At 64.7% G+C, this 17,533-nt stretch carries 16 protein-coding genes and 2 pseudogenes; 9 read left to right on the forward strand and 9 right to left on the reverse strand.

Annotated elements, in window-relative coordinates:
• The first annotated feature begins 75 nt into the window (after positions 1-75).
• Positions 76-384, forward strand: a complete 309-nt coding sequence (locus tag G6N44_RS05395; protein ID WP_163661805.1) for a GlsB/YeaQ/YmgE family stress response membrane protein — start codon at positions 76-78, stop codon at positions 382-384.
• A gap of 68 nt (positions 385-452) precedes the next feature.
• On the opposite strand, the pseudogene G6N44_RS05400 reads toward G6N44_RS05395, so the two are convergent.
• Positions 453-701: pseudogene (locus tag G6N44_RS05400) on the reverse strand (AAA family ATPase); the annotation flags it as partial.
• 22 nt (positions 702-723) lie between these two features.
• On the opposite strand from G6N44_RS05400, the gene G6N44_RS05405 reads away from it, so the two are divergent.
• The 5 genes from G6N44_RS05405 (at position 724) to G6N44_RS05425 (ending at position 5,175) form a co-directional block, all read left to right on the forward strand.
• Complete coding sequence (locus tag G6N44_RS05405; protein WP_163661807.1) at positions 724-2,136, forward strand: recombinase family protein; 1,413 nt, start codon at positions 724-726, stop codon at positions 2,134-2,136.
• Positions 2,137-2,683: 547 nt separating this feature from the next.
• Entirely contained in the window at positions 2,684-3,067 is a 384-nt protein-coding gene (locus G6N44_RS05410; protein WP_344036066.1) for a helix-turn-helix domain-containing protein, read from the forward strand.
• Between the two features lie 73 nt (positions 3,068-3,140).
• Complete coding sequence (locus tag G6N44_RS05415; protein WP_163661811.1) at positions 3,141-3,875, forward strand: helix-turn-helix domain-containing protein; 735 nt, start codon at positions 3,141-3,143, stop codon at positions 3,873-3,875.
• A gap of 89 nt (positions 3,876-3,964) precedes the next feature.
• Positions 3,965-4,681 (forward strand): NUMOD4 motif-containing HNH endonuclease, encoded by a 717-nt coding sequence (locus G6N44_RS29820; RefSeq protein WP_372508276.1) that lies wholly within the window; start codon positions 3,965-3,967, stop codon positions 4,679-4,681.
• Positions 4,682-4,710: 29 nt separating this feature from the next.
• Complete coding sequence (locus G6N44_RS05425; protein ID WP_163661814.1) at positions 4,711-5,175, forward strand: hypothetical protein; 465 nt, start codon at positions 4,711-4,713, stop codon at positions 5,173-5,175.
• 234 nt (positions 5,176-5,409) lie between these two features.
• On the opposite strand, the pseudogene G6N44_RS05430 reads toward G6N44_RS05425, so the two are convergent.
• Positions 5,410-6,629 (reverse strand): annotated as a pseudogene (locus G6N44_RS05430) (IS3 family transposase).
• A gap of 41 nt (positions 6,630-6,670) precedes the next feature.
• Between G6N44_RS05430 and G6N44_RS05435 the strand changes: the two are divergent.
• The 3 genes from G6N44_RS05435 to G6N44_RS05445 all read left to right on the forward strand — a co-directional run bounded on the left by G6N44_RS05435 (position 6,671) and on the right by G6N44_RS05445 (position 8,814).
• Positions 6,671-7,483 (forward strand): phage major capsid protein, encoded by an 813-nt coding sequence (locus tag G6N44_RS05435; protein ID WP_235682951.1) that lies wholly within the window; start codon positions 6,671-6,673, stop codon positions 7,481-7,483.
• A 139-nt stretch (positions 7,484-7,622) separates the two neighbouring features.
• Entirely contained in the window at positions 7,623-7,952 is a 330-nt protein-coding gene (locus G6N44_RS05440) for an HNH endonuclease signature motif containing protein (protein ID WP_163661819.1), read from the forward strand.
• A 481-nt stretch (positions 7,953-8,433) separates the two neighbouring features.
• Complete coding sequence (locus G6N44_RS05445; protein WP_163661821.1) at positions 8,434-8,814, forward strand: hypothetical protein; 381 nt, start codon at positions 8,434-8,436, stop codon at positions 8,812-8,814.
• A gap of 254 nt (positions 8,815-9,068) precedes the next feature.
• Here the strand turns inward: G6N44_RS05445 and G6N44_RS05450 are convergent, their stop codons facing one another.
• The 7 genes from G6N44_RS05450 to G6N44_RS05480 all read right to left on the reverse strand — a co-directional run bounded on the left by G6N44_RS05450 (position 9,069) and on the right by G6N44_RS05480 (position 17,417).
• Positions 9,069-9,815 (reverse strand): hypothetical protein, encoded by a 747-nt coding sequence (locus G6N44_RS05450; protein WP_235682952.1) that lies wholly within the window; start codon positions 9,813-9,815, stop codon positions 9,069-9,071.
• A gap of 134 nt (positions 9,816-9,949) precedes the next feature.
• Complete coding sequence (locus G6N44_RS05455; RefSeq protein WP_163661825.1) at positions 9,950-10,480, reverse strand: hypothetical protein; 531 nt, start codon at positions 10,478-10,480, stop codon at positions 9,950-9,952.
• Between the two features lie 59 nt (positions 10,481-10,539).
• The gene (locus G6N44_RS05460; RefSeq protein ID WP_163661827.1) at positions 10,540-11,877 is read right to left on the reverse strand and encodes a replication-associated recombination protein A; all 1,338 of its coding nucleotides are present in this window, start codon (positions 11,875-11,877) and stop codon (positions 10,540-10,542) included.
• Positions 11,878-11,907: 30 nt separating this feature from the next.
• Entirely contained in the window at positions 11,908-12,741 is an 834-nt protein-coding gene (locus G6N44_RS05465; RefSeq protein WP_163661829.1) for a DUF3097 domain-containing protein, read from the reverse strand.
• A gap of 68 nt (positions 12,742-12,809) precedes the next feature.
• Positions 12,810-13,835 (reverse strand): zinc-binding metallopeptidase family protein, encoded by a 1,026-nt coding sequence (locus G6N44_RS05470; protein WP_163661831.1) that lies wholly within the window; start codon positions 13,833-13,835, stop codon positions 12,810-12,812.
• The gene (locus G6N44_RS05475) at positions 13,828-14,757 is read right to left on the reverse strand and encodes a transglutaminase family protein (RefSeq protein ID WP_163661833.1); all 930 of its coding nucleotides are present in this window, start codon (positions 14,755-14,757) and stop codon (positions 13,828-13,830) included. The genes G6N44_RS05470 and G6N44_RS05475 overlap by 8 nt, the downstream gene beginning before the upstream one ends.
• Positions 14,754-17,417 carry a circularly permuted type 2 ATP-grasp protein gene (locus G6N44_RS05480; RefSeq protein ID WP_235682953.1) on the reverse strand — a complete coding sequence of 888 codons (2,664 nt, stop codon included), beginning with the start codon at positions 17,415-17,417 and terminating at the stop codon, positions 14,754-14,756. Before G6N44_RS05480 ends, G6N44_RS05475 begins: the two co-directional genes overlap by 4 nt.
• Positions 17,418-17,533 lie beyond the last annotated feature (116 nt).

Genomic DNA, 17,533 nt, shown 5'->3' on the forward strand with positions numbered 1-17,533 from the left:
GAATTGACGGCACCGTTTGCGATATGACGGTGCCGGGTACTTCCTGGTCAGCCCAATCCAACCTCGGAGGAGAACATGACCATCACCGGCATCATCAGTGCGATTTTGATCGGCATCGTCGTCGGGGTGATCGGCCGCTTGATCGTCCCCGGCAGACAACCCATCGGCATGTTGGTGACGATCCTGGTAGGTATCGTCTCCGCATTCATCGGTACCGCGCTGGCGCGCACCATGGGCATCGCGACCGCGACCAGCGGCGTCGACTGGCTCGAACTGCTCGTCCAGGTCATCGTGGCTGCGCTCGGCGTGGCGCTGCTGTCCGCCCTGATGGGGCGCAGGAAGACCGGCATCTTCGGAGCTCGACGGTCCGGCCTGCTGCGCTGACAACTGCCCCCGCGCCACGGTCCCGGTTGAACATTCAACTGGGACCGTGGCTTTCGGTTGCGAAAGGCTCAGCGCCGCGCGCGTCGAATGATGGCCCGCAGCTTGTCCACCCGGCTGGTCAATTCGCGTTCGAAGCCGCGCCCGGTCGGCCGGTAGTAGTCGGTCCCCACCAGTTCTTCTGGTGGATACTGTTGCGGCACAACACCATCGGGATGATCGTGGGCGTATTTGTAGCCCACGGCGTTGCCCAGTTTCTCCGCGCCCGAATAGTGGCCGTCCCGCAGATGCGGAGGCACCAATCCGGCCTTTACGGCTCTGCAGTTATGACACACTAGAGGGATGAGTAAGGCGAACCGAATCCCCGCCGCGATCTACGTGCGGATATCCCAGGACCGCAGCGGCGCCGGTCTCGGCGTGGAACGCCAGGAACAGGACTGCCGCAAGCTGGCCGAATCACTCGGCTGGCGAGTCGCCCAAGTGTTCTGCGATAACGACACATCCGCCTACTCAGGCCGACGCCGACCGCAATACGAGGCCCTGCTGGCTGCCATCGAGGCCGGTGAAGTGAAGGGGGTGCTGGCCTGGCATCCCGACCGACTGCACCGCTCCCCCCGCGAGCTGGAGACTTACATCGACACCAGCGAGCGCCACGGCGCAGTCACCCACACGGTGCAGACCGGAATATGGGACCTGTCCACGCCTTCGGGCCGCATGCTGGCGCGTCAATTGGGTGCGGTGTCCAGGTACGAATCCGAGCACAAGGGTGAACGCATCCGGCGCGCACGCGAGCAACAGGCCAAAGCCGGACGATTCCACGGCGGTATCCGCCCGTTCGGGTTTGAGTCTGACGGCGTGACCGTCCGCCCCGTGGAGGCCGCTGAGGTGGTGAAGATGGTGGAGTCCGTCGTCGGGGGCATCTCGCTGCGGTCGATCGTCCGTGACCTCAATGAGCGTGGCGTCCTTACCGCGACCGGTAAACCGTGGAGGTCCCAGTATGTCCGGGAGCTGATCTGCGCCCCGCGTATCGCTGGTTTGTCAGTCCACCACGGCGAGATTGCCGGGATCGCCGTCTGGCCTGCCCTAGTCCCCCGCGAAACCTGGGAGGCTGCCCGCCACATCCTCAACGATCCCCGTCGCCGTACAAATCCTGGGGGTGGACCCGCACCCAAGCATCTCGGTTCGGGTATCTACATCTGCGGGGTGTGTGGTGAGCGCACGTTGCGCGTTGGGCGTGCGAGCGGCCAGGAACCGGCCTACCGCTGCGGTAACCGTGACGTGCGCTTTACCGGGGGGCATGTGAGTCGCCGCGCCGCACAGCTCGACGGTTACGTGGAGGCCGTCATGGTGGAGCGGCTCTCCCGCCCTGGCCTGATCGACAGTGCGAAACGGCGAGACGATTCCGCAGAGCTGGCGGCGCTGCGCACCGAGCAGGACGCGATCAGACTGCGCCTGGAGCAACTGGCCGAGGCGTTCGCCGATGGTGAGATTGACCGCGCACAGCTGGCCGCTGGCACCAAGAAACTCACGGCGCGAGACACCGCGATTACCGCGACCCTCGCCCACCTTGGAGGCCGCAGCCCGCTGGACTTCATCACGGACACCACTGTGGACATTCCGGAACTGTGGCAGTCCCTCACGATGGGCCAGCGCCGCGCCGTCGTGGACTATCTCGCCGATGTGAAGATCGTTCGGCTAGGACGCGGCACTAAGGGGTTCAGCCCCGAGGGCGTCAAGATCACCTGGAAGCGATAGACCGGCACCGGTTATCCGACCGATCCCCCGCACTGTCTCGGCAGTCATCGTCGGGGCGGCATCTACGACAGCACGCACGGCAGCGGCAAAATCGCTGCGGTCGGCTGGCGTTCCCATAAGTCCAGAAGGTACTCAGAGCCGACGACGGCTCTTGTGACCGAACATCATTCGGTCCCCGCCCACCGGTTGCGCTGCGGAAACGGCGCGCCGCCCTACACCATCATGTTTGGGGCGGTGGGCGCCGGTCCTGCGAATATGCCACCGCGCCAACCGGTCTGGCTTCTTCGGCATCGGCCTACGAAACCGACACTCCCGACTGCGGAAACCGGCACGACACGCCGAAAAACCTCCGTGCTGTCCAGGTGGACTGCCTGCGACCTGCGTAAATGCGCCGATTGTGGTTCACGGAAAATTCCTGCGGTGTACCGACATTGTCAACCACTGTCCACGCCAACGACTTTCAGGCTCAATCGTCGTCGGAGCCGAGCGCTGTACTCGACGCATGGAAACGCTAGAACGTGCGCTATCGCGCCATGAAACCGTGAGTATGACCGGGCTGTCCCTACGGGTAATCGACAAGCTCATCGAAAGCGGCGAGTTGCCCGCGTCAAAGATCGGTCGCCGCGTGCTCGTCCAGCCCCGGCATGTGCGCGAACTGCTGGAGAAGAACACCAGGGAGACCACCGTGAACCGTCCGGACGAACAGGAACTTGCTGCCCTGACCGTGCTGCGAGCCGTAGAGCACCGAATGAATCACGACGGTGAGGCGATGGTGAAAACCCTGCGGGGCACGGGGCGGCAAGTGTCCCTGCGCCTCTGTGAGGCCGTCGAACTCCTGGCCTACCTCGTGCGCCTATCTGACCCATCTGATCGGCCCGCCGAAATGTTGGCCGCGCTGCGCGAACGGGTGCAGTCTGCATCCTCCGACTGAAAACGGAAACCGCCCCGCGTGGTGGACATGCGGGACGGTCTCTGAGATTCCTAAACCGAGGAACGAGACTCCAATGGTAGACGAAAGTGCCGACAAGGCGGAGCGCACGGACAAGTTCAAGTGGCTAAAGGCGATTCGGGCCGATTCCCGGCTGTCACCTGCGGACAAGTACGTCCTTCATGCCGCCGCCGTCGAATATGTGAAGCACGAGAAGGACACGTTCTATGTCCGCCAGATTGTCATGGCCAAGAGTTTTGGCGTTAGTCGCAGCACTATTCAGCGAGCCATCGGGAAGGCAAGGGAGCTTGGCTATCTCGTCCTACTTGCCGATCAGACTCGCCGTCAGGGTCGCGGCTATCACGACGCCGACTGTCATCGGCTGGTGATTCCCAGTGGGGTATCGGGCGTCAGGTTGACGCATAACGGGCGTCAGGTTGACGCAAAACGGGCGTCAGAGCCAACTCATCTACCTGCGGAAACGTCAGACCTAAGGGTGGTTAACAAGGGTGGATACAAGGGTGAAGTAACTACAACGGGTGAACTATGCGCATTTTCTGCCGAAAACGCGCCGATCAATAAACCGGACGTCCGTCTCGTTGATCTTGAACCTGAACAAGAACACGGTTCGCTTCGCTCACCGGGCCTGGACGAGAAGCAGGTGGTGGATTTTGATGCCGAGCTCTTGTGTGTGCGCTGCCAAAAGAATCCGGCTCATTTCGCGTCGGACGATCAGCTTTGCCCCGATTGCATGGCAGATGCAGAAGACGACCGGAGGCGAGAATTTTCGGTGAGGGAGCTTTTTGGATGACCATGACACCGACACCAACTACTGCGCAAATCCCCACCAAATCAGTTGGTGGTGAACAACTTGCGCGCCCGATCGCCGACGACGCCACGATGGCGATTACTGGGGCTGAGTCGCCCGCACAGCATCGAACGGCTCGCGGGCAGGGTGGTTCTACCACCAAAAGCTCTACGGGCCGCACAGGGCCGCGTTTCGGGTATCGCATCGTGCGCGTTGCCGACCTCCGCAGCGACCTCCACCCGCTGTGGCATCGCGGTCGCCGTGAACGCTGGCGTCCGGTCCCCGGGTGGGGATACGAGGTTTCCGACTTGGGACACGTGCGCTCGGTGGATCGCATCGTCGCCCGCAGCGACGGCAGTACCCAACGCGTCCTAGGTCGGATGATTCGCCCGACCACGCATCGCAGCGGGCATCTGCGAGTGATGCTCCACCGCAACGGCAAGCGGGCCACGCGCTACGTCCACCGATTGGTTTTGGAGGCATTCTCAGGACCCGCCCCACCCGGCATGGAAATGTGCCGTCACTGGAATGACGATTGCCGGGACAATCGCGCCGAAAATTTGGTCTGGGGCACCGACGACCAGAACCGACAAGATCGGGTGCGCAACAGTCGGCGCCACAATCCCAAAAGGTCTCGCTGCGCATGCCGCAGTTGTAGGGCACGCGCACGTGAACGTGCCGCAAATATCGCCAGAGCGAGCACCGCGTACCCGTCCTGCGAGGTCTGCGGGAGTGCTGTCGTGGCTGGTCAAGGCACAGTTCACTTCTCGTGCGCACCTAGCCGGGATATTCGTCGTCGGCGGGCATGAGCACGATGGAGTCGAGGAGAGAATCGCAAATGACTGCACCGGCCTGGACTATCACCCCAACCGCCGAACAATGGTGCGCCGTGGTGGATTCTGCGGAGTACGCCGCCCACGGCGACCGGACCCGCAGTGCCGGAGCGCTCATCGAGTCGGGGCAGGACGTTCGGGTGCTCGCGGTGGTCGGTATTCGTCTCCTGGCCGGGGTGCTCGCTGAAGGTGTGAGCGCCGATGAGATACGGCGAGAAGTGTTGGCGTTGGCCAGCTGTACCGGCGCACCCGACCGCACAGTCAACGCCGCGCTGGAAACTCTAGGTATGGCCGAAGCGCTCACCCGAGACGATTGGGCGGCAGTTGACGCGCTCTGCGCCGGGAGCCAAATCGCCGTGGTGGATATCGTGGTGATGGCTACCGCGCTGGCAGGACAGGCCATCTCGTCCTCGACAGACGACGTGGCCGGAGCGTTCTATCGGCTCCGAGAAGCTTGGGGTGCAGCATGAGCGTGAACCGGGCCGAACAGGGACCTGTGAGTCTAATAGCTGCCGTCCTGCGGGGTGTCCCCATGTTGCACGGCGCATTGTGTGTTGGTGCGCGGGGGCGGTTCTGGGAAGCCGAGAATGGCAACAAAATTCGCGTCCGCGAGTGCATCGCGTTGTGCCACCAATGTCCATGTTTGGCACAGTGCCGCCAGCTCTGCGAGGAGATGATCCGCCCCGGCATGTCGGGAGGTTCTCTTATCTGAGTGCCTCCTCGGCATGAGGGTGCCGTTGGCGATGGTAGTAGAGCGCTTCGGCCCGATCGGGGGTCAGGTCCTGGCAGTAGCCGTTGGGTCGCTGACGGTTGTAGAAGGCCACCCATTCGGCGGTCCCCAGCGCCAGTTCGGTGGCACCGGGATAGAGCGGCTGGCGGTCGATGAGTTCGGTCTTGTAGCTGCTGTTCACCGATTCGGCCAGAGCATTATCGAAACTATCCCCGACGGATCCGACTGAAGGCAGGATCCCCTCAGCGGCCAGACGTTCGGTGAACGCGACCGCGGTGTATTGCGAGCCCGCGTCGCTGTGGTGGATAAGTGAATCCAAAGATGCTGCACCCGAACGCTTTCTGGTGTCGATAGCGTGGTCGATCGCATCGGTCACCAGCTTCTGGGTCATCTCGGTAGCCACCTTCCAACCCACGATCTTGCGGGCATAGACATCGGTGACGAACGCCGTAGGCCCAGCCGGCACGAGTCCGGCAGTAGGTGAAATCGGCCACCCACAATCGGTCAGGCGCACCGGCGACGAAATTACGCCGGACCCGATCCGGGGCTCGCGTCGCTGCCGGATCGGCGACGGTGGTGCGCACCCGCCGGCGCTTGCACGCACCCCGCCAACCCATCTCCCGCATGACCCGTTCCACGACACAGCGCGATACGTCGATACCATTGGTGCGCAATACAATCCATGTTTTACGAGCGCCCAGGACTCGGTACAGACTCTGCGATTGGCGAAGCTGCCAGATCGCATCGATCACCTGCGCATCGGCCCAGTCGGCTTTCGAGGGCCCTGACGGGCGCGGTGGGCGTAATACGTCGACGGGCGATCGTGACGCCGTACTCGGAAAGCACAGCGCACATCGACTCGACACCCCACTTGACCATCAACGCCCACCCGCATGTGCTGGTGGGCGCTGATGAACTCCACGACTACTGAGAGGGCCGGTCGAGCTCGGCGGCGAAGAAAACCGAGGCCGCCTTCAAGATCGCGTTGGCCCGCTTGAGTTCGGCATTCTCCCGGCGCAGCTTGCGCAGGACCTCGGATTCCTCGCTGGTCTGCCCCGCCCGAGAGCCGGCGTCGATCTCAGCCTGGCGAACCCATTTGCGCACCGTTTCGGCAGTACCGACGCCCAGCAGGTCAGCAACCCGGCCCATCGCCTCCCACTCCGAAACTGTCTCGCTGCGCAGATCGGCCACCATCTGCACCGCCCGCACCTTCAGCTCGTCTGGATACCGCCTCGATGACTTCGATCCCACGTGCCCATCCTTCCCAACGGAAGAACTCTCCAGACACGCCGGGGCGGATCACCGGGTCCAATAGCACCAGATTCCCGGTGATCGTTGAGGACCCGTCGAATTCGTGGACCCAAAACGGAGCCGAGATACCGGTGTCAGACCCGGACATTAATGAGATAGATGTAATCCCTTCCGGCCTTAAGGGTTTGGTGGTGGTGACTAATGAGTTGGTCGCTGACAGTGACCCGTCCGCGCTCGACGTGGTGGGACAAGGACTTGTCCGCGACCTGCGCACCAAACTGGACGCCGCGTTCCTGGGCAACACTGTTGCCAATGGCCCCAGCGGAATCGAGTCCCTGACCGGGGTAAGCGAAACCACGCTGAGTTTCGACGGCTCACTCGACGTGATCGCCGAAGCTGTGTCGCTGGCGGAGAATGCCGGTGCACCCACCGTCCACCCCGATGGGCTGCCCAACTTCTCACTGGTCGCCAATCCCTCCGATGTGTTGGCACTCAGCACCGCCAAGGTCTCCGACGACAGCCACCAGCCACTACTGGGACCCGACGCGACCAAAGTCACCGGACGTTCCGCGTTGGGTGTCCCGATCTTTTCGGCACCCGCATGTGAGCAGGGCACCGCGTGGCTGATTCCCCGGGACCGTGTGTTCGTGGTGCTGCGGGACGATCCCGAAGTCATTGCAGACACCAGCGCGTTCTTCTCCAGTGCCCGCACGGCTATCCGCGCGGTGCTGCGGGTGGGCATCGCCTTCCCGCACGAGGCTGCCGTGGTGCGTGTCGCCATCGACGGCGGCAGCTGACAGACCCACCGCTGCCTGACCGGGTGAGCCTTCCTGGCTACTCCTGGCCTGGGCAGGTAGCGGTGCACCAAGCCACCCGGCTGCCCGTGAAGTCCCCGCCACGGGCAGCCGGGTGCCACACACCCCTGGAGAACAAACCATGACGTGGACAGGTGACCGCAGGACCCGTCCCCGCAACGGTGCACGGCGACTCCCCGAACGGCTACGGCAACGAGTCCTGCGCCGATACCCTGTCTGCTGGCTCAACATTCCCGGTAGGTGCACGATCACCTCTGTCGAGGTCCACCATGTGCGGGATGACGCCGATGGTGGAACCGATACCGAATTCAATCCGGACGGCTCACCGCAGCTGGTCGGGGTCTGCGCGGAATGTCACCGTCACGTCAGTGCCCGCAACTCTGCTGCCCGCAGCAATGTGGGCACCCGCGTCATGCGGGAGAAGGAACGCCACCCCGGTGTCCTACCCTGACCAGGACGAACCCCACCGAAGTGCGCCAACCGCAACAACATTCGGCACAGCAAACACGTCAAAAGTGTTGCGTCACAACACATCCGAAATCACCAAATCTGGTGTGCCGCAACGTATTACAAGCATCCACCAGCAACGCGGGACGTGGTGACATCTGTGGACACAGCTAACATGTGGACGCGATGAATAGGGCTCTGACCTGCGTAAACAATGCCCTGGGGGATGTCCCGCTAACCCCACTTCTCCCGCGACCGGAACGGTCTCGCTCGCATTCTCCGTACTACGCGGTACATTTGCGCAGGTCAGGGGCTATTTTTGGCCCACCGGGACGCTTTGCGGCACAACAATTCTCACGTTTGCGGCAGGTCAGGGCATATTTTTGGCGTGTCCGAATCCCGTTGTGTGGCAACGTCTGTCAGCGTACGTATCGCATTGTCTACCAACGGTTTTGGTGACTGCCATGCGGCCTACACTCAATGTCATGGTGAAGACTGCGGGTGAGGCACTGCGGGAACGGCTGGATACCGCCCTGGCCGAACGCGGTCCCGGATGGGAATGGACTGCCCTGGACCTGGAGGTAATCGACTCGGCTGCCCGCCACGCGGACCGGGCCGAACAACTCCAGCGGGTGTATGACCAGAACCTCACGGGTGAGTCGCCGAGCGTGTCGGCCCTGGCGAGGTTGGCTGCCGAGTGTCGGCACCATGAGCGCCGGGTGCTGGAGATGGTTTCGCAGTTGGCGGCGCCGGAGGATGTGCCGAAGAGTGCGAGGCATCAGGCGGCGGTAAATTCCCGGTGGAATCGTAAGCGTCGGCGGGATGCTGCCCGGGTGGGTCCGCGTCCGATTCGGGCGGTGGACTGATGCCCCGCCGTAATCCGGCGTTGGTGGCGCCGAGTCGGGACGGTTTGGGGCCGGTGTACCGGCGACTGTTGGATCGGGAACGGGACTTGCAGAGGCGGTTTGGTGTGGTGGGCCAGCATCGCCGCCCCCGGCATCTGTTGGATGCCCTGGAGCGCGGGGAGACGGTTGAGGTGCCGTTTTGGCGGGTGCCGTCAGAGTTTCTGCCACGCGACCACGGCGAGATGGTTGTGGTTGACCCGGGCATGTGAGGCGGCTTAGTGATAGAGCGCTGACCAGTTCGCAATTGTCGGGTTGAGGGTGTGCGGGTGAAGTTGCTGCCGACTGGTAGGCGCGTCAGTTCGCTGTGCCTGTGCTTCGTAAAGTGCGACTGCGCATTCGGCCATACCGACTGCCGCCGCTAGTCCGTCAGCGACCATGCGAAACGTCTCCAGTTCGCCGGTCTGCACATAGCGCAACGCCCATTTGAAGCCGTGGACGAAGCTAGAACCGAGCACGTAGAACCGCTCCACGCCCGCCTCGAACCCGCTGCCAAATAGGCCCTGATCGTGGGCAGGCGGGTGCGCGTCTATCCACGTTCCGGCTTTCGTCACGAACCCCGAAGAGTTCGGCGGCTTCTCACGTTTCAAGCCGTTCAGCATGTCGACCTGCTCGTCAAACAATCGGACGTGCTCCTCGAACTTTGCATAGACCGGTTCATTTTGGTACCCGGGCCTCAGGCGTAACCGTTTGCGTTCAGCCGCGAGAAAGCCACGTTGTGCATCGAGCTCCGAGTTAGTGAATCCGACGCACCGAGCGCGCCGCTCGGCGCGTTCGGTCGGTGACAGTAGCCAGATCGTCTTGGCTGCCGACTCCACCGCCCCCCGGCATAGGGCACAGATCGAGGAGATGTGGGCGTTCTTGCTTTGGGGTCGAAACTCGATTAGGTCGGCAACTGCCGCAAGGTTGTCGGTGGCGTTCATGATCGGGAACGACGCGGTGAGATTCACGAGGCCGTCGACCATGAAGCCCTCGTCATCGAGTGCCAGGCTGCTGCCAGCGTCGCACAGCTGTGGTCGTACGCCCCAGACTTTGAGGGCGCGTCCCCGCTTGGCCCTGCTGTAGGTTCGCTCCAGGATTGGCTGTCTTGGATCTGTCATCAGTTGACGTACTCGCGTGCCGGAAGGAAGCGGTAGCGCAGATACGTCCAATATCCCCCGAGTCCGTGGTTGTCCATCTTGCCCAACGCTCGTAGGTATTTCTGCGAGTCCGTGTCCAGGCTCTCCCATGCGATGCCGAGTCGGCGCTGGTTTTCGGCTGTCAGTTTGGCGTGGAGTTCAGCACCGTGAGCCGCCTTCGATAGCTGCAACGTGGATCTACCGCGCACATCACGGAGAATCCACTTCAGGCGCTCCAGGTGTGAGCGGCTTGGCGAGATAAGCCCGTCCTCGTGAATCTGGTCAAGTGCCTGAAAGCTGTATTGCGGCGACCGGTCAACCACCTCCCAACCTTCATGCTGGAAGTACACGAGGCAGGCGAGGTTCATCTCACGCAACTGTTTGCGTAGCCGATCCCTGAGTTGGCGCTGGTTGCTGCTACGGGCCGTTACGAAGCTCGTGCCGAAGGTGATCAGCCCGGTGACGCCGGTAGCGATCCCCAGGCCAGCCGCGACAGTCTGCACGACGCTCATAGCGGCACCTTACGGGCGGTCAGGGTAGGCGGCGGGCTGCCACGCGCGGGAGCTGTCATTCACCGCCGCATTTTGCGAATGATGGCCCGCAGCTTGTCTACCCGCGAGATGAGTTCACGTTCGAAACCGCGCCCGGTCGGCTGGTAGTAGTCCACCCCCACAAGATCGTCGGGCGGATATTGCTGCGCCACCACACCGCTGGGATCGTCGTGCGCGTACTTGTAGCCGATGGCGTTGCCCAGTGATTCCGCCCCGCTGTAATGCCCATCTCTTAAGTGTCTTGGGACCGCCCCCGCCTTGCCGGCCCGGATGTCGTTCATCGCCGCACCGAGCGCCGTGGTGACGGCATTGGACTTGGGCGCGGTGGCCAGGTGCACGGTGGCATGCGCCAAGGTCAACTGCGCCTCAGGCATTCCGATCAATTGCACGGTCTGGGCGGCGGCGACCGCGGTCTGCAACGCGGTGGGATCGGCCATCCCGATGTCCTCGCTGGCCAGGATCATCAGGCGGCGCGCCACGAAACGCGGATCCTCCCCCGCCACCAACATCCGGGCCAGGTAGTGCAGGGCCGCATCGACGTCGGATCCGCGGACCGACTTGATGAAGGCGCTGACGACGTCGTAGTGCTGATCGCCGTCACGGTCGTAGCGCACCGCGGCCTTGTCCAACGACTGCTCGATCACCTCGACGGTGACCCGCTCCCGGGGCTCGGCAGCGACTTCCAACGCAGTGAGCGCCCGCCGCGCATCACCGGCGGAGAGCTGCACCATGAGGTCGACGGCCTCGTCGGTGACCTCGACCGCACCACCCAGCCCCCGCGGGTCGGTGATCGCACGACGCAGCACGATCTCGATGTCCGGCGGGGTCAGCGGTTGCAACTGCAGGATCAATGACCGCGACAGCAGCGGCGCAACCACCGAGAACGACGGGTTCTCCGTGGTGGCCGCCACCAAAAGCACGACCCGGTTCTCCACGGCCGCCAGCAACGCATCCTGCTGGGTCTTGGAGAAGCGATGCACCTCGTCGATGAACAGCACGGTCTGTTCGCTGTGATGAATGAGAGCCACCCGTGCCTTTTCCAGCACGGCGCGGACCTCCTTGACGCCGGCGCTCAGCGCCGACAGCGCCTCGAACCGGCGGCCGGTGGCCTGCGAGATGAGCGAGGCCAGGGTGGTCTTGCCGGTGCCGGGCGGGCCGTAGAGGATGACCGATGCGGCGCCGGATCCCTCCACCAGGCGGCGCAAGGGCGAACCGGCCTGCAGCAGATGGGTTTGGCCGACAACCTCGTCGAGGTCGGCCGGGCGCATTCGCACCGCCAGCGGCGCCGAAGCGGGAGCCGACGCACCCGGCCCTGCGGGTGCGGGCTCACCGGGCACGTCGAACAAACCGTCGGACACGCCTTCTGCTTACCACGCCGACGCGACGGACTACGCCGGCGCGGTGACGAAGTCGATCAGTTCCTCGACCCGGCCGATCAGCGCGGGCTCCAGGTCGTTCCAGTCCCGGACCCGGCCGCGGATCCGCTGCCAGGCCCGGGCAATGTCGGCCTGTTCCCGATGCGGCCAGCCCAGCGCGTCGCAGATGCCGTGTTTCCACTCCACGTTGCGCGGGATGGTCGGCCAGGCCTTGATCCCGAGCCGGGCCGGTTTGACGGACTGCCAGATGTCGACGAACGGGTGCCCGACCACCAGGGTGTGCTCACCACCGGGGCCCCTGCGCACCGCCTCGGCGATGCGCGCCTCCTTGGATCCGGTGACCAGGTGATCGACCAGCACGCCGAGCCGACGGCCCGGCTCGGGCGCGAACTCCGCCACGATGTCGGCCAGATCGTCGACACCGCCCAGATATTCGACGACGACACCTTCGATACGCAGATCCGCGCCCCAGACCTGTTCGACCAACTCGGCGTCGTGACGGCCTTCGACGTAGATCCGGCTGGCCCGCGCCACGCGGGCCTTGGCGTTCGGTACCGCAACGGAGCCGGACGCGGTACGTGCCTGGGTCGCGGTCCGCTTGGGTACGGTCAGGCTGACCGGCTTGCCGTCGATCAGGAAACCCGGGCCCATCGGGAAAGCCCGGACCTTGCCGCGGCGGTCTTCGAGTTCGACCCGACCGCCCTCGATCCGAACCACCGCACCCACGAATCCACTCTGGGCGTCCTCCACGACCAGGCCCTTCTCCGCGGGCTGATCAATCGATCGAGTCAGCTTCGGGGTGTGCGGGTTTCGGGACAGGATGTCGGAACCGTAGCGATCAGTCACGCGGCGATCCTAGAAACGCCCGCGGCGGCAGCGGGGTCGCGACATGCCGTCGTGATCGTGCTGTTAACTCAGCCGCCGGTGATCTCGTCGATCACGGTGTGGACGAACCGCATCTTCTCCAGCACCGCGGGCGCCAACACGAACGGGTACAGATCGTCGTGGCCCATCGACCGGTTCACCATGTTCAGTGACCACGCCAGCGGCAGCCACATTTCGATGATCGTGTCGAATGCGGCAGGCCCCAGCAGACGCCGGCCGAACGCCGCGCCGGCGGGGGCGAACCCGAAAGCCGCGGCGGTGTCGAGGGTGTCACGGATGTGCAGATAGTGGGCGAAGGTCTCCGCCCAGTCCTCGGCAGCATGCATGGTCGCATAGGACGAGACGAAATCGTTGTCCCAGCCCGGCGGCGGCCCGTCCCGATAGTGCCGGTCCAGTGCGGCCTGATAATCGGCGTCCGGGTCGCCGAACAGTCCGATAAACCGCGCGCGGAACTCCACAGACGGCGCCACCAGGCGATAGAAGTAGTAGTGCCCGATCTCGTGGCGAAAGTGGCCCAGCAGGGTTCGGTACGGCTCGTCCATCGCGATCCGTAACTGCTCGCGGTGCACATCGTCGCCCTCGGCCAGGTCGAGCGTGATGACCCCGTTGTGATGGCCGGTGTACACCGTCTCGAACTTGCTGGAGAGCAGGTCGAAAGCCAGCCCGAACCGAGGGTCCTCGGCGCGGCCGACGATCGGCAACTTCAGTTCGTGCAGTTCGGCGATCAACCGGCGCTTGGCCTGTTCGGCCTCGGCGAACGACACCATCGCCGCGGTATCGGTGTCGGCGGGTCGGATCCTGGTGAGCGTGCATGACGCACACAACGGGTCGCCGCCGATGCGTACCAGCCAATTACATTCGGCCCGATGCAGATTCGCGCACAACCGATACTGATTCTCGTCGACCGCACCGGCGTGGCCGCTGTGCTGGGAGTCGGCGATCACCAGCAGCGCCATGTCCTCGAGCGAGAAACCCAGGGCGCTATGGCACGAGAGGCACAGGGAGTTGTCGAACGCCAGACGTTGGCCGCAGTTCGGACAGGTGAAATCACGCATGGCGCGTACCCTCTCGATCGAGCGGGTACGGCGCCACGTCGACCGACACCTCGATCACGCTGCTGACCGAATCTGTGTAGATGATGCCGCGCAGCGGGGCGATGTCGGCGTAGTCGCGGCCGAATCCGGCCACGATGTAGCGCTCGTCGACCATCTGATCGTTGGTGGGATCCATTCCCAGCCAGAGGTTCTGCGGCGTCCACACCGACGCCCAGGCATGCGTGGCGTCCACCCCGATCATGCGTTCCTTACCGGGCGGCGGGTCGGTGGCCAGGTACCCGGAGACATAGCTGGCCGCCAGGCCGTTGGCCCGCAGGCAGGCGATCGCCAACCGGGCGAAATCCTGACAGACTCCCTCCCGCGCCGCCAGCACCTCGGCAACCTGGGTGGACACCGTCGTCGAACCCGACCGATAGGTGAAGTCGGAGTAGATCCTCGACGTCAGGTCCCGAAGGACCTCGATCAGTGGCCGGCCGGGCACGAAACTGGGTGCGGCGTACGAGCGCACGGCATCGGTGATCTCCGGCGGCGCGAGGTCGAGGGTGAACTCCGCGGCCAGCGCGCCATCACCGCCGACCGGACGGGCCAGCTCCCACGGCGCCTTGGCCGACGCACCCGAATAGTGTTCGGGCGCAAACGGATCCACCTCTACCACGGATCGGCTGGTGATACTCAGAGTGCGGTGGCGCTCGGTGACATGAAAATACGAACTGATGTTGCCGTAGGCGTCGCGGCTGGTGGAGCTGTCGGCCGCGTCCGGGTCGATCACCAGCAGGTGGGACAGGCACCGCTGCCACGGCAGGTCTCGCGGTGTCAGAAACCCGCGCCCGTAGGAGCTGGTCACATCGTCGGAATAGCGGTAGACGGTGCGGTGGGTGATCTCGTAGCAGCGGGTTCCCGTCACGCCGGTGGGACCGGTCATGGCATCACCCGCCGTTCGTCAGGCCCCCACAGCGGCTGCATCCCACCGGGCAGTGCCAGGTGCGCCGCGGTGATGACACCCGAGAGATCGCGCAGGCCGGTATGCACACCCTCGAGTAGTCCGGCGAGTTCGGCCCGGGTCCCGTCCTCGGCGACCACCTCGAGGTCCGCCGGGTCGAGACGACGCAATCGGGTGGCCAGTTCGTCGATCAGACGTTCCGGACGCGACGAGCCCGACGTTCCGGGCAGGGGCTTGAGGTCCGAACGGATGCGCTCCAACTGGTAGATCAGCGATCTCGGGTTCTCGGCGTCGAACAACAGCAGTTCGGCGATCGCGGCGATGCTGATCTGCCCGGGGTTACGCCGCCGGTAGATCACCGAGGATTCACAGACCACGAGGGTCGACTCGGCCACCGCGCGTTCGACGGCCATGCTGCGCACCGTCGTCAAGGTGGCTCGCAGCAGCGCGGTCAGCGCCAGCCCGCGCTCGATGCGCTTGCCGAGATCCATCATGATCCAGCCGACGTCCTGCACCATCGATTCCGCGGCCACTCCGGACAACGCCAACATCCCGGCCAGAGTCTGGCTGTGCGCGGTGGCGAGGTAGGCCTCCGCGACGTTGGGCGACCGGGGCGGGACGACCGAGGGCCGGATCACCGCGCGTTCGACGCCGGCCAGCACCATCCAGGTGTCGTTGGACATCTGGTCGCGGACCGCCCGGGCGGCCAACCCGAGCCGGTCCACCGATTGGGCGAGCGATCCCGGCTGATGCCGGTCGGCGGTGGCCGACCACAGTGTGGTCGGGGCGATTGCGGTCATCTCGTGGGCATCGGCGGCGTCACCGGTGTCGGCGCCGGTGATCGCGCCGACGGCGGCCAGCAGCACCGGGACGCACTGGCTTTCCTCGAGATCCCGACGGTAGCGGTATTCGTGGTAGCGCTCGCGGGTGGCGGTGAGCAGTCGCGCCATGCCCTCGGCACGTTCGGCGTACCGGCCCATCCAGAACAGATCGGCGAGCACCCGTGGTGAGCTGACCGCCAGGGTCGGGCTGGGGATCGCGCCCACAGAAACCGGTTCACCCGAGACCGGCGGGATGCGCTCGGCCGTGACACGTTGCGGCGTCTGTACCCAGACATCCTTGGCGGCAAGGGTGTTCATCCGGTAGGCGGAATTCCCGGGAGCGACGACATAGCCCAGTCCGCCGATCATCGGCGCATATCCGCCGCGCTGGGCCACGGTGAACAGCCGCATGCCGATGTTGCCCGCCGACAACCCCTTGGACCGGTAATTGGTCGGTGCGGTGGAGAACTGGGGCAGCTCCTGCCCCACCCACTGGGTGGGATCTGTTTCGATGCGTGCGGCCAGGTCGTCGCGTTCGCGGGCCGCCAACGTCGGCCCGACGATCGTGGCGCCGCCGCTCACCGGCCTGATCAACAACGACGACAGCTTGGTCAGCAGATGAGAGCGTTCGATATCGATTCCACCCCAGTACATCGGCGCGGTCGGCAGCTGCGGGGTCTCATCGAGCAACAGCTCCGCCAGCTGCGGCAGAAACCTTGCCAGACCGGGACTTTCGAGAATTCCGCTACCCAAGGTGTTGACCACCGTCACCGAACCGCGGCGCAGCGCCTCGACCAGACCCACTACACCGAGCCGGGAATCGGGACGCAGGTCGAGTGGGTCCGCATAGTCGGCGTCGACGCGACGCAACACCACGTCGACGCGTTTGAGGGTGCCCAGCGACCGCATCCACAACGTGCCGTCCCGGACCACCAGATCGGCACTCTCGACCAACGGAAAGCCGAGCACCCCAGCCAGGTAGGCCTGGTCGAAAGCGGTCTCGGAATGGATCCCGGGGCTGAGCACCACGACCATCGGCTCTTCGGCGGTCTCGGGCGCGGCGTCGAGCAACGCGAGTCGCAACGTCTGAGCCCACGGCGAGGAGGGCCGGGGACCGACCCGCTCGTACAGGTCGGGAGCCGCGTGTGCGATGACACAGCGATCGGCCAAGGCATAGCCGGCACCCGAAGGTGCCTGTGTCCAATCGGCATTCACCATGAAGGCGCCGTCGTCGCCGCGGCTGACGTCGCAGCCATGGAGGAACAGCTGATGGCGTCCGGGCACCACGATGCCGCGGGCGGCCCGCAGATATCCGGGATGGGCGAACAACAATTGGGCCGGCAGCACCCCGCTGGTGATCGAGCGGCGGGCGCCGTACAGATCGGTGAGCACCGCATCGAGCAGTCGGGACCGCTGCACCAGACCTGATTCGAGGCAGTCCCAGTCCGTGGCCGAGAGCACCAGGGGCAGGGCGTCAAGATGCCAGGGACCGGGCACCGCGGTGCCGTCATCATCGGTGACCACGTCGCCATGACGATCCATCTGGATGTAGGTGATGCCGTCGTTGTCGACGAGGCTGCGGACCATGGCACGCAGCCGGTCCAGGCCGTCACGGCCACGCTCGCCGACGCCGGCGGCCAGTTCACGCCAGGCCGGCCGGACGTCGCCCGAGGCGTCGATCAACTCGTCGTAGCCGGCGCCTGCGCCGGCGTCCCGAACCTCGAACAACGCGCGCTGCGCCCGGGAACGGCGGTAGGCGGCCAGCACACCGTCGACGTCCATCCCGTCGACCACGCCGCCCGCATCGGTGTGAAGAACCATCAGTGAAGAACGGTACGCACCCGACGATGATCCGGGCTGGCTGGCGCACCGTATGCGCACGATCATGCGGCCCGGATTCGGCCGGATTCGCCCGACGCTGGTTGAATTCAGCGGTG

This window comes from Mycolicibacterium alvei (assembly GCF_010727325.1).
Classification (GTDB): Bacteria; Actinomycetota; Actinomycetes; order Mycobacteriales; family Mycobacteriaceae; genus Mycobacterium; species Mycobacterium alvei.

Excerpts from the sequence above, each read along its gene's own strand:
- G6N44_RS05395 (WP_163661805.1), top strand. The coding sequence starts at position 76 with ATGACCATCACCGGCATCATCAGTGCGATTTTGATCGGCATCGTCGTC.
- G6N44_RS05405 (WP_163661807.1), top strand. The coding sequence starts at position 724 with ATGAGTAAGGCGAACCGAATCCCCGCCGCGATCTACGTGCGGATATCC.
- G6N44_RS05410 (WP_344036066.1), top strand. The coding sequence starts at position 2,684 with ATGACCGGGCTGTCCCTACGGGTAATCGACAAGCTCATCGAAAGCGGC.
- G6N44_RS05415 (WP_163661811.1), top strand. The coding sequence starts at position 3,141 with ATGGTAGACGAAAGTGCCGACAAGGCGGAGCGCACGGACAAGTTCAAG.
- G6N44_RS29820 (WP_372508276.1), top strand. The coding sequence starts at position 3,965 with ATGGCGATTACTGGGGCTGAGTCGCCCGCACAGCATCGAACGGCTCGC.
- G6N44_RS05425 (WP_163661814.1), top strand. The coding sequence starts at position 4,711 with ATGACTGCACCGGCCTGGACTATCACCCCAACCGCCGAACAATGGTGC.
- G6N44_RS05435 (WP_235682951.1), top strand. The coding sequence starts at position 6,671 with ATGACTTCGATCCCACGTGCCCATCCTTCCCAACGGAAGAACTCTCCA.
- G6N44_RS05440 (WP_163661819.1), top strand. The coding sequence starts at position 7,623 with ATGACGTGGACAGGTGACCGCAGGACCCGTCCCCGCAACGGTGCACGG.
- G6N44_RS05445 (WP_163661821.1), top strand. The coding sequence starts at position 8,434 with ATGGTGAAGACTGCGGGTGAGGCACTGCGGGAACGGCTGGATACCGCC.
- G6N44_RS05450 (WP_235682952.1), bottom strand. The coding sequence starts at position 9,815 with ATGGTCGACGGCCTCGTGAATCTCACCGCGTCGTTCCCGATCATGAAC.
- G6N44_RS05455 (WP_163661825.1), bottom strand. The coding sequence starts at position 10,480 with ATGAGCGTCGTGCAGACTGTCGCGGCTGGCCTGGGGATCGCTACCGGC.
- G6N44_RS05470 (WP_163661831.1), bottom strand. The coding sequence starts at position 13,835 with ATGCGTGATTTCACCTGTCCGAACTGCGGCCAACGTCTGGCGTTCGAC.
- G6N44_RS05475 (WP_163661833.1), bottom strand. The coding sequence starts at position 14,757 with ATGACCGGTCCCACCGGCGTGACGGGAACCCGCTGCTACGAGATCACC.
- G6N44_RS05480 (WP_235682953.1), bottom strand. The coding sequence starts at position 17,417 with ATGGTTCTTCACACCGATGCGGGCGGCGTGGTCGACGGGATGGACGTC.